Here is a 9,416-nt window from a genome sequence, read left to right on the forward strand (position 1 = left end):
TTCCCGCTCGCTGGCTGACTGCTGGCTTCTGTTCTTTGCGTTTACTTGGCCGCGGCTTCCTTCGCCGGGTCCTTCACGCGGTCGAACTTGTCGAACTCGACGTTCACCAGCTGGCCGTTCACGCGCTCGGTCTTGCGGATGTAGACGGTCTGCACGATGTCGCGCGTGGCCGGGTCGATCTCGATCGGGCCGCGCGGGCTCTCGAAGCTCAGGCCCTTCAGCGCCTCCATGAACTTGTCGCCGCCGGTGTCGCCCTTGGTCTTGGCGAGCGCGAGGTCGATGGCGGCCATCGCGTCGTAGGCGGTCACGGCGAAGTAGCTCGGGCGCAGCTTGGTGCCGTTGTCGGCGGCGAAGTCCTTCACGAACTTCTGGTTCTTGGGCGAGGGATGCGCGAACGAGTAGTGGTGGCTGGTGACCAGGCCCAGCGCCACGTCGCCGGTGGCGTCGAGGTAGCTGTCGTCGGTGGCTTCGCCGGTGGCGAAGAGCTTGATGCCGGCCTGCTCCATGCCGCGTTCCTTCCAGACCTTCAGGAAGGCCGGAGGCATCACGCCCGAGGGGAAGAAGAAGAACACGGCCTGCGGCTTGGCGTCCTTGATGCGCTGCACGTAGGCCGAGAAGTCGGGGTTGTTCATCGGCGTGCGCACTTCGCCCGACACCTTGCCGCCGCCGGCGGTGAAGGTCTTCTTGAAGGCGGTTTCCGCATCGACGCCCGAGGCGTAGTCGGCGACCACGGTGTAGGCGTCCTTGATGCCTTCCTTGAGCATGTAGCGCGCCATCGGGTCGGTGACCTGCTGCACGGTGAACGACAGGCGCGCCACGTAGGGCGAGCTGGTGGTGATGGCCGAGGAGGCGGCGTTCATCACGATGGTCGGGATCTTGGCTTGCGTGGCGATGGCGCCCACGGCGTAGGCGTTGGGGCTGAAGTCCAGGCCGGTGAGCACGCTCACCTTGTCGCGCACGATCAGTTCCTGCGCGATGCGCTTGGCGGCGTCAGGCGCGGGGCCTGCGGTGTCCTTCTTGATGATCTCGACCGTGCGGCCGCCCACCTTGCCGCCATGCTCCTTCAGGTAGAGCGCGATGCCGGCGTCGAACTGGCGCCCGTAGTCGGCGTAGGGGCCGGAGTAGGTCGCGATCAGGCCGATGCGCAGGGGCTCGTCGGCCGCCTGCGCGGCGGTCGTGCCCAGCACGCCGAAGCTCGCCAGCAGCAGGGTCGAGAGGATGGTTCTCTTGGTCATCGTCATTGCCGTCATTTGAAAAGGCCTTTCAGGTGGAATGGATGCGCCCCTCGGGCGCCGCTGTCGTGTAACCGGATGTGCAAAGCGGGCGATGATGCCCGAGTGGAGCGTCAGACCTGGGTATCGGGCACGCGCACCGTGAGGCCATCGAAGGCCGCGGTGATGCTGAGCTGGCAGCTCAGGCGCGAGCCGGGCCTGCGCTCGGAGGCGACGGCGTCGAGCAGTGCGCTTTCCATGTCGTCGGGCGGCGGCAGCAGGTCGATGAAGGCGTCGTCCACGTAGACGTGGCAGGTGGCGCAGGAGCAGCAGCCGCCGCACTCGGCGTCGATGCCGCGCACGTTGCCGCGAATGGCGGTTTCCATCACGCTGGCGCCGACCTTGGCGTCGACGTCGCGCGTGGTGCCGTCCTTGAGGATGTAGTGGATCGTGGGCATTGTTGTTCTTGGGGCTCGTTCAGAACATGTCGAAGTACTCGCGGTGTTCCCACTCCGAGACTTCGAGATTGAAGCGGGCGATTTCCGCTTCCTTGATGTGGCAGAGGTAGTCGACGAAGGTCTTGCCCATCTGCGCGTTGAGCATCTCGTCGCGGCGCAGGCAGGCGAGGGCGTCGCCCAGCGAACGCGGCAGTTGTTCCGCCGGCGTTTCGTAGGGCGCGTCGGCCGAGGGCCCGGGGTCGGTCTTGTGGCGGATGCCATCCAGTCCCGAGAAGAGCTGCGACGCCAGGTACAGGTACGGGTTGGCCGTCGGCTCGCCCACGCGGTTCTCGATGCGCGAGGCGTTTTGCCCCACGCCGCCGAGCACGCGCAGCATCGCGCCGCGGTTGTCTCTTGCCCAGATCGCGCGGTCGGGTGCCAGCGAGAAAGGGCGGTAGCGCCGGTAGCCGTTGATGGTGGGGCTCGCGAGCGCGGCCGCGCCGCAGGCGTGCGCCTTGAGGCCGCCGAGGTAGTGCATGCCGATCTCGCTGAGGGTCTGGCCCTCGGTCTCTGGCATGAACGCATTCACGCCGTCGCTCTTGCGGCGAAGCGACTGGTGCAGGTGCCAGCCGCTGGACATCACGTTCGGGATCTTCGGGCGGCACATGAAGGTGGCGTGCAGGCCGTTGCGCTGGCAGATCTGCTTGATGGCGCTGCGCAGCAGCACCATGGTGTCGGCGGGAATCACGCCGGCGGTGGGGCCGAAAGTCAGCTCGAACTGGCTCGGGCCGAATTCGATCTCGAGCGAGCGGAGCGGCAGGCCGAGCGCCATGAGCTGAGAGCGCAGCAGTTCCATCAGCGTGTCGACGCGGTCGTAGCGCAGCTCGGTCAGGTACTGGTGGCCGTGCGACAGCAGCGACACGCGCGGCGGTTCGCCGGGCTGGCCCGAGTCGGCCAGGCCCATGCGCGCGTCGTCGAGCTTGAAGACGTGGAACTCCACTTCGAGGCCGGCGATGAAGTCCAGCCCCAGCTCGTCGAGCTGGCGCACCGCGCGCTGCAGGATCTGCCGCGTGGCGAAGGGGCAGGGCTTGCCGTCGGCCATGTAGGCGTCGCACATCACCCAGCCGGTGCGCGGCGACCACGGCAGCACCTTGAACGTGGCGGGGTCGGCCACGATGGTGAAGTCGGCGCCGCCCTGCAGGCCCTCGATGGCGAAGCCGCCGCCCTGGGTGAACACCGGGAACACGGTCTTGTGCGAGGTGTCCTTGGCCAGCAGGGTGGAAGTGAGGTTCACGCCTTCCCACAGGGCCGAGCGCGCCTCGCTGGCGACCAGCGTCTTGCCGCGCAGGATGCCGTGCTGGTCGGGCCAGGCGAAGCGCACGAGGTCGACCTCGCCGCTGTCGATGCGGCGCACCAGTTCCCTGGCCTGCGCGTGCTGGTCGTCGGACCACAGACCGAAGCGGTCGACGAATTTGTTGCTGCTGCTCATGGCGCGAGCTTCAGGCGGCGAGCCGTGCCGAGGCCCAATCGGACTTCAGGCGGCGTGCGCGGTCGGCTTCCTGCCAGTAGGCCTCGGTGGCGGCTTCGTCGCTGACGTTGCGGCCGATGCCGTCGATGGAGGGCGGGCCGGTCATGGCGCTGGCCTGCGCGGCGTCGATGAGCATCGGTGCGCTTTCGCCGGCCAGCGTGGCCTCGATGGCCTTCACCAGGAGGCGGCGGTAGGCGACGATGCCCTTGTCGGTGCTGCCCAGGTGCTCGCGCGTGCGGTCCTGGATGGCGCCTTGCGACTCCACCGCCCACTGGTCGTGCACGTTGATGTCGTCGCCCATGCCGGTGTAGGTTTCGGTCAGCTGCTCTTCGATGCTGTAGCCGTAGTTGTTGCGCTTGTTCTTGCGCGAGGTGTAGTCGGGCAGCTCGTAGAGCTTCAGGCGCTGGTCGCGCATCTGCTGCTTGTCGACCGGGCCGGTGAAGCTGGTGAAGATGGCGTACCAGTAGCAGTGCGTGTCGTCCACGGGTACATGCCATTGCGAGATGGTCATCTCGGCGCTCATCGGGATCACGAAGGCCTGCGGGAACACCACGTTGGTCACGCGCACGTGGGTGGTGTCTTCCGACAGCTTGCGCAGCGCCTTCAGGCGGAAGCCGTAGTCGGTCGATTCGACGCTGATGTCGGGGCGGTCGTACTCGCGCAGCACCTTGGTGATGGGCATGTCGGAGTCGGCCGAGGCGCCGCGGAACTGCTTGCCGTAGCTCCCGGAGGTGTCTTCATCCTCGAAGAAGCGGTGCAGGTACGAGGCGTGCGCGGGGTCGATGCCCACTTCGAGCGCCTGCAGCCAGTTGCACTCGAACAGGCCCTTGAACGCGAAGGTGTGGCTGTCGGGCGCGACGAAACAGTCGAAGTCGGGGAACGCGGGGGGCTCGCCCTCGCCGATGTACGCGAAGATCGTTCCGGCCTTCTCGACCACCGGATAGGCCGACTGCTTGATGCGGCTGCACAGCTTGCTGGCGGCGGGCTCAGCCGGGGTCTCGAGGCAGTTGCCCTTGGCATCGAAGAGCCAGCCATGGAAGGCGCAGCGGATGCCGCCGTTTTCGAGCCGGCCGAAGGCGAGGTCGGCGCCGCGGTGCGGGCAGTCGCGGTCCAGCATGCCGAGCTGGCCGCTCTCGTCACGGAACAGGACGAAGTCCTGTCCCATGAGCTTCACCGGCTTGACCGGGCGCTGGCCGGTGAGCTCGTCGGCCAGGGCCACCGGCTGCCAGTAGCGGCGCAGCAGCTTGCCGGCGGGCGCGCCGGGTCCGACGCGGGTGATGAAATCGTTCTGCTCGGCGCTGATCATCGTGCGGGCTCCATCTTTGGGTCTGTGGAAAGGGATCTGCAGGCATTGCATGCAACTGTATGCATTGTCTTGGTGATCTCTGATTCCGGTCAAACTTTCATCTGCGGTTTTGCCCTCGAATGGGGCATGAAACGCCAAAAATCAGGGTTAACGCTGAGCGTAACGTCGGTTTTTGACACTTGTTTACACGAGATGCATGCAACAACCGAGCCAGCGCAAATATGCTGCGTACAGCGCGGGGCGCGTCTCCTAGAATTCGTCGATGGACTCCCAACAATCCCGCGTGCTCGTGCAGCTGCGCGACATGATTCTCAAGGGCGAATTCGTGCCCGGAGAGCGGCTGGCCGAGATCCCGCTGGCCGAGAAGCTCGAGGCTTCGCGCACCCCGGTGCGGCTGGCGCTGGCCAGCCTGGAGCACGAAGGGCTGATCGAGCAGTCGCCCTCCGGCGGCTACCAGATGCGCCGCTTCACCTCGCAGGAAGTGGCCGATGCCATTCGCGTGCGCGGCGTGATCGAAGGCTTTGCCGCCCGCCTGCTGGCCGAGGACGGCGCGCCGCGCCAGCTGCTGCGCGACCTGAAGGATTGCCTGGACGCCGGCGACCGCGCGGTCAACAAGCCCAGCATGGACCTGGACGACTACGCGGCCTACGTCGAGATGAACGACCGCTTCCACAAGCTGATCCTCGAAGGCTGCGGCAACCTCGCGCTCAAGCGGGTGATGGACATGCTCGGCGGCCAGCCCTTCGCCGCGCCCAGTGCGATGCTGCCGATGCAGTCGTCGATGGAAGAGGGCCAGCAGTGGATGCGCCAGGCGCACCGCACGCACCACGCGATGGTGCAGGCCATCGAGCGCGGGCAGGGCTCGCGCGCCCAGGCGCTGGGCGAGGAGCACGTCGAGATCGCACGCATGAACCTCGACTACGCCCTGGAACGGCCCGAACTCGCGGCCGAACTGATGCCTGGGATCCGCCTTGTCTCCAAGGGCCGCAACACTTGAACGTACTGATCGGTCTGTAAAAGACTGATCGGTATTTCGGCGGGCACGTCGTCTGGTTGGCGACGCGCGAGACTAGAATTTCCGGCATGAATGCCGTTTCCCCCGCCAAGACCTCGTTCAAGGAACAGATGCTGCAGGCCCGCGAGGAGGCCATCGTGCAGACCGCGAACCGGCTGCTGGCCGAAAAAGGCTTCGAATCGATGACGGTCGACGAGGTGGCTGCCGCGGTCGGCATCGCCAAGGCCAGTCTCTACAAGCACTTTCCCAGCAAGGAAGATCTGGCCGCCGCGGCCATGGTGCGCATCATGCGGCGCACCCTCGAGTTCTTGGCCACCGTGCCGCCCGAAGACCAGCCGATCGCCAAGCTGCGCGCAGTGGTGCGGTGGTCGATGCAGGTGCAGCTGGCCGGCGAGATGCCGTCGCTGCCGCACCAGAACTCGACCCTGCGCGCCGCGCTGATGAACAACCGCGCCTACCTCGACCGGCTGGTGACGATCAGCGACCAGCTCGGCGGCTGGATCCAGGCCGCGCAGGCCGACGGTTCGCTGAACCCGAAGCTGCCGGCCATTGCCGTGCTCTACACGCTGTTCGCGCGTGCCTGCGATCCGGTGTTGGGCTTCCTCAAGGCCGGCGGGCTGCAGACCGACGAGCAGATCGTCGAACTGGTGCTCGCGACCTGCTTCGAGGGCCTGGCTTCCCGCTGAAGGCCCGGCTCAGCTGCTGAGCACGCGCCGCGGCGTCACCGCGGCCTCGACGGCCCAGCCGACCGCCAGCAACCGGTGGTCCGTGTTGCCGATGCCGGCGATCATCAGCCCGACCGGCGCGCTGCCCGCCTCGTGGCAAGGCACGGAAAGCGCGCAGCCGTCGAACAGGTTCACCACCGACGGGTTGCGCAGCATCCGGCCGTTGATGCGGTAGTAGGTGTCGTCGTCCTTCAGCACCTCGGCAATGGTCGGTGCGGTGTCGGGCGTGGTCGGCATCAGCATCGCGTCGTAGCCGGCGGCCGCGGTGTTGATCGAGCGGATGAACTGGCGCCGCAGCGCCTGCAGCTGCAGGTAGTCGGGCGCGGTGATGGTTTCGCCGGTCTTGATGCGTGCCAGCACGCGCGGGTCGTACTTGGCGGCGCCGGTCTTGATGAATTCGCGATGCCAGGTGAAGGCCTCGGCGGCGGTGATCATGCCGCGCGGATTGATGGTGGGCGCCTTCGCGAACTCGGCCATCGGCAGTTCGGTGACCGTGGCGCCGGCGGCGGAGAGCTTCGACAGCGCCGCCGCGAACGCCGCGGCCACGGCCGGCGACAGGTCATCCTGGAAGAAGGTCCTGGGCACCGCGAAGCGCAGGCCGCGCAGCGGCGGCACGCGGATCGGGCGCGGCAGTTCGCCAGCCATCACGGCGTCGAGCAGGGCGCAGTCTTCCACCGTCCAGGCGATCGGCCCGGCCGAATCGAAGGAGGTCGACAGCGGCAGCACGCCATCGAGCGGAATGCGCCGCTGCGTCGGCTTGAAGCCCACGAGCCCGTTGAGCGCCGAAGGAATGCGCAGCGAGCCGCCGGTGTCGGTGCCGATGGCGCCGGCTGCCATGCCGTCGGCCACCGAGATCGCGCCGCCCGAGGTCGAGCCGCCCGGGATGCGGCCGGTCGCGCGGTCGTAGACGTTCTTCGGCGTGCCGTAGTGCGGATTGATGCCTAGGCCGGTGTAGGCGAACTCGACCGTGTTGGTGCGCCCGATGATGATCGCGCCGGCGCGCCGCAGCCGCTCGACCACGATGGCGTCGCGCGCTGCCGGCGGCTGGCCGGCCAGCACGGTCGAGCCGCCGAGCGTGGTGACGCCGGCTTCGTCGAACAGGTCCTTGAGCGAGATCGGGATGCCGGAGACCTGCGAAGCCGCGGGGCGGCCCGCCTTGCGGTCGGCGTCGAGCCGGGCTGCGGCGGCACGAGCCGAATCGGCGTGCACGCGGATGAAGGTGCGCGCGCCTTCGCCGGCAGGATTCTGGATGGCTGAGAGTGCTTCTTCCACCAGCTGGCCGCTGCTGACAGAGCCGGCTGCGAGGCGGCGCGACAACTCGGCGATCGACGACTGGCCCATCGCCTTGGCGCCCGTCTCGGGCGCCTGGGCCGATGCCTTGGGCCAGAAGGAGAGCATGCCGGTGGCGGCTGCGAGGCCGGCCGACTGTTGGAGGAAAGTCCGACGTTGTTGTTGCTGTTGCGTCATGGCGCTCTCCTCCGGGTGGATGGGTGGGCCTCTTGCAGTCTACACAGCGGGCACGGCCGGTGCGTTGCCGGCCGTTACAGCGCACGCGGACGTGCCGTGCGCCTTTTCAGCGGATGTCGATCAGCAGGTGGGGCTTGAAGCCTTCCTGTTCGCCGTTGCGTGCGTAGCCCAGCGGGTTGGCCACGACGCGGCAGCCGTTCTTCACGTAATCGGACGGGCAGTGCAGATGGCCGTGCAGCCACAGCCTGGCGTGGGGGAGCAGCGCGTCGAGCGCATTGCAGAAACCAGCCGTGCCGGGAGTCAGCCCGTAGCGCGGATCGCCGCTGTCGAGGCTGGGCGCGAAATGCGTGATGGCGACCGTGGTGCCCTCGAAGGGCTCGGCCAGGGCCTGCTCGAGCCAGGCCTGGCAGGCGAGCGCCTGCTCCCGCAACTGGGCGGCGAGGAACAGCTGGCCGTTACGCATGGTGGCTGCTTTTTCAAGGTAGAAATCGGCCGCGCGCATCGCCTTGCCCCGTTTCTTGAGTGCTTCGGCGAGGCTGTCTGTGGGAGTGGCCAGCGCGTCGAAGTCGGCCCAGAGCGTGGTGCCGACGAAGCGGATGCCGTCGATGACGCGGGTTTCGCGTTCGAGCCAGAGGATGTCGAGCTCGTCGCACAGGGTCCGCAGGCGGTCGTGGGTTTCGTCGAAGTCGACGTTGTCGTACTCGTGGTTGCCCGGCACGTAGATCACGGGCGTCGGCCAGCCGTTACGGGGAGAGAAGCGGCCCAGGCCGAAGTCGGTGCCGCTCAGGCGGGAGCCTTGCTGGTAGGAGCCGATGTCGCCCGCCAGGATCAGCATGTCGGCGCCCGGCACGGGCTCGGCATGGAAGCGGGGGTGGGACTCCAGGTGAAGGTCGGACAGCAGTTGCAACTTCATCGTCGGACCAGTCTAGGGGAATTGACCCATGCATGAAGCGCATAAGGTTGAGGTTGTAATGTTAGGGATAACCCTTATTCTTGGTACATCAACCACTCAGAGCACGGCCACAAGCCGCGCAACACCATGTTCAGCCTCATCGCCCAAGTGGCACGTTTCTTCCGCTCCTCGACTGTCAACGCCCCGGCCAGCCACGCCGCAGCACTGATGGAAAGCGCCGACATGCGCGCCGGTCGCGGAGCTCACCACGCGCAGGAACTGCGCGCCGCCGCCTCGGCCTGGCTCAGCGTCGTCCGCTGAGCGGCCGACGAGTTAGCAGGTCAGTCGGGCACCCTCCGCCCGAGGACCGATCCGGCAAAAGCCGCGGCTGCCGAGCGCAACAGCGCAGTGCGCAGCCATTCGTGCGAATGCCCATGCTGGGCGCGCCGGTGCCAGATGGCATCCACGTGCACCGGCGGCTGGTCGAAGGGCAGGTCGCGCAGCACCAACTGATCGTCGATGCCGGTGACTGTCACGAAGTGACGCGGCAGCACGGTCAACAGGTCTGAATTGGCAACCACCCGGCCCGCGGTGAAGAACTGGTTCACCGTCACCACGATGCGCCGCTCGCGCCCCATGGCTCCCAGCGTCTGGTCGATGAAGCCGTAAGGCCGCCCTGAAAAACTCACGAGCAGGTGCCGCGCCGCACAGTAGTCGTCGAGCGTGAGGGGTGCATCCGCCAGCGGATGGCCACGGCGCATCACGCATACGTATTGGCCCAGGTAGAGCCGCTGGGTCTCGAACGCAACGCCCACGCCCGACTGGCCTCGCGCCG

At 67.3% G+C, this 9,416-nt stretch carries 10 protein-coding genes (1 of these 10 cut by a window edge); 3 read left to right on the forward strand and 7 right to left on the reverse strand.

What is annotated here, in order from left to right:
* Window positions 1-41: 41 nt before the first annotated feature.
* From ACWV14_RS01125 to ACWV14_RS01140, 4 genes are all read right to left on the reverse strand, one after another.
* Window positions 42-1,241, reverse strand: coding sequence for an ABC transporter substrate-binding protein (locus ACWV14_RS01125; protein ID WP_454901964.1), 1,200 nt, complete (start codon window positions 1,239-1,241; stop codon window positions 42-44).
* A 104-nt stretch (window positions 1,242-1,345) separates the two neighbouring features.
* Window positions 1,346-1,669, reverse strand: a complete 324-nt coding sequence (locus tag ACWV14_RS01130) for a 2Fe-2S iron-sulfur cluster-binding protein (protein WP_237677692.1) — start codon at window positions 1,667-1,669, stop codon at window positions 1,346-1,348.
* Between the two features lie 19 nt (window positions 1,670-1,688).
* Window positions 1,689-3,137: a glutamine synthetase family protein gene (locus tag ACWV14_RS01135; RefSeq protein WP_454901966.1), complete on the reverse strand. Its 1,449-nt coding sequence runs from the start codon at window positions 3,135-3,137 to the stop codon at window positions 1,689-1,691.
* A gap of 10 nt (window positions 3,138-3,147) precedes the next feature.
* On the reverse strand, window positions 3,148-4,482 hold the full coding sequence (locus tag ACWV14_RS01140) for an aromatic ring-hydroxylating dioxygenase subunit alpha (protein ID WP_454901968.1): 1,335 nt from the start codon (window positions 4,480-4,482) through the stop codon (window positions 3,148-3,150).
* 262 nt (window positions 4,483-4,744) lie between these two features.
* Between ACWV14_RS01140 and ACWV14_RS01145 the strand changes: the two genes are divergently transcribed.
* Both ACWV14_RS01145 and ACWV14_RS01150 read left to right on the forward strand, forming a co-directional pair.
* Window positions 4,745-5,479: a GntR family transcriptional regulator gene (locus tag ACWV14_RS01145; RefSeq protein WP_081267388.1), complete on the forward strand. Its 735-nt coding sequence runs from the start codon at window positions 4,745-4,747 to the stop codon at window positions 5,477-5,479.
* Window positions 5,480-5,565: 86 nt separating this feature from the next.
* Window positions 5,566-6,183, forward strand: a complete 618-nt coding sequence (locus ACWV14_RS01150) for a TetR/AcrR family transcriptional regulator (RefSeq protein WP_454901971.1) — start codon at window positions 5,566-5,568, stop codon at window positions 6,181-6,183.
* Window positions 6,184-6,192: 9 nt separating this feature from the next.
* Here ACWV14_RS01150 and ACWV14_RS01155 read toward each other — a convergent pair whose 3' ends face one another.
* On the reverse strand, window positions 6,193-7,689 hold the full coding sequence (locus ACWV14_RS01155; protein WP_454901973.1) for an amidase: 1,497 nt from the start codon (window positions 7,687-7,689) through the stop codon (window positions 6,193-6,195).
* A gap of 106 nt (window positions 7,690-7,795) precedes the next feature.
* The gene (locus ACWV14_RS01160; protein ID WP_454901974.1) at window positions 7,796-8,602 is read right to left on the reverse strand and encodes a metallophosphoesterase; all 807 of its coding nucleotides are present in this window, start codon (window positions 8,600-8,602) and stop codon (window positions 7,796-7,798) included.
* A gap of 126 nt (window positions 8,603-8,728) precedes the next feature.
* Between ACWV14_RS01160 and ACWV14_RS01165 the strand changes: the two genes are divergently transcribed.
* The gene (locus ACWV14_RS01165) at window positions 8,729-8,902 is read left to right on the forward strand and encodes a hypothetical protein (protein ID WP_237677699.1); all 174 of its coding nucleotides are present in this window, start codon (window positions 8,729-8,731) and stop codon (window positions 8,900-8,902) included.
* Window positions 8,903-8,922: 20 nt separating this feature from the next.
* Here ACWV14_RS01165 and ACWV14_RS01170 read toward each other — a convergent pair whose 3' ends face one another.
* Window positions 8,923-9,416 carry the 3' portion of a LysR family transcriptional regulator gene (locus tag ACWV14_RS01170; RefSeq protein ID WP_454901976.1) on the reverse strand. 487 nt of this gene lie beyond the right edge of the window, so 494 of the gene's 981 nt are visible here — the last part of the coding sequence; the start codon falls outside the window, past its right edge — the gene reads right to left on this strand; its stop codon occupies window positions 8,923-8,925.

The sequence above is a fragment of the Variovorax durovernensis genome, from assembly GCF_977011995.1.